The following is a 1,225-nucleotide window of genomic DNA, read 5'->3' on the forward strand; positions in this document are numbered from 1 at the left end:
GCCCAGCACTTCCCCCCCCAGCATGATGCCGCCCCCCGAGGGGAGGATCTCCCCTTGCTCCTCAACAGCGGCCGGCTGCGTGATCAGTGGCACACCATGACCCGCACCGGTCACGTGCCCAGGTTGCAGGAGGCCGAGCCCTGGCCCAGAGTGCGGGTGGGGGCCGCCAGCCTGCTGGCGCTCGGTGCCAGGGAGGGGGATCTGGTGCGCCTTCACAACGAGCTCGGGGAGGCCCTGCTGCTGGTGGGGCTGGACGAGGGGCTCAGGGAAGGGGAAGCCTTCCTGCCCATGCACTGGACCGACAGCCAGTGCAGCCAGGGGGCGGTCAACCGCCTCATCGCCGCCGTGGTGGATCCCCTCTCCGGCCAGCCCATGTTCAAGCAGGGGCGGGTGCAGGCCAGGGCGCAAGCCACCCGTTGGCAGGGACTCTGGTGTGGCCGCAGGGACTGGCGCGAGCCGGTGGACTGGTGGGCCAGGCGCCCCCTGCCCGAGGGCAACTGCACCCTGCTTGCCTCCTGGTCAGAGGCCCCCGAACTCCTGTGGCAGCGGCTGGCAACCCAGGGGCGCTGGCTGCGGCTCCCCCTGAAGGAGGGCTGGCTCGCCCTGGCCCTGGCCGGGGATCGCATCGAGGGCATCTTGCTGGTGGGGGAGCGGCGCCCGGACATCAAGGTCGATCTGCTGGCCAGCCTGCTCGGCACGCCGCTGCAGGCGGGGGCCCTGAGCCAGACCCTGGCCCAGGCCCTGGCCGGTGAGAGCCGACTGGTCTGCTCCTGCCTGCGGGTGTCGGAGCAGCGCATCGTCGATGCCATCACCCGGCAGGGGGTGAGCGAGCTGGCCGGGCTGCAGGCCCTGCTCGGCTGCGGCAGCAACTGCGGCACCTGTCTGCCAGAGATCGACAAGCTGTTGATCAAGCATGTCTATATCGCCCAGGCCTGAGGCCTGGGCAGCAACACAAGGAGTGTGCGATGAGCCAAATCAGTCTGGTAGGAGCGGGCCCCGGGCCCCTCGAATTGTTGACCCTGCGCGCCCTGCACCGCATCGAGGCGGCAGAGGTGGTGGTCTATGACCGCCTGGTGGGGAGCGAGATCCTGGCCCGGATCCCCCAGGGGGCGGCCCGCTTCGACGTGGGCAAGCGCTGCGGCGAGCCGAGCCCGACCCAGGAGGAGATCAATGCCCTGCTGCTGGCCCTGGCCCGCACCGGCAAGCGGGTGGTGCGGCTCAAGGG

At 70.9% G+C, this 1,225-nt stretch carries 2 protein-coding genes; both read left to right on the forward strand.

Going from position 1 to position 1,225, the window contains the following annotated elements; genetic code table 11:
• Positions 1-936 (forward strand): molybdopterin dinucleotide binding domain-containing protein (locus BN1127_RS10595; protein WP_042649414.1); only part of this gene is annotated, 936 nt, incomplete at its 5' end.
• Positions 937-965: 29 nt separating this feature from the next.
• Positions 966-1,225, forward strand: a 260-nt coding sequence (locus BN1127_RS10600; protein ID WP_042649415.1) for a uroporphyrinogen-III C-methyltransferase, incomplete at its 3' end; no start/stop codon positions are given.

The sequence above is a fragment of the Aeromonas media genome, assembly GCF_000819985.1.
In the GTDB taxonomy this organism is placed as follows: Bacteria; Pseudomonadota; Gammaproteobacteria; order Enterobacterales; family Aeromonadaceae; genus Aeromonas; species Aeromonas media.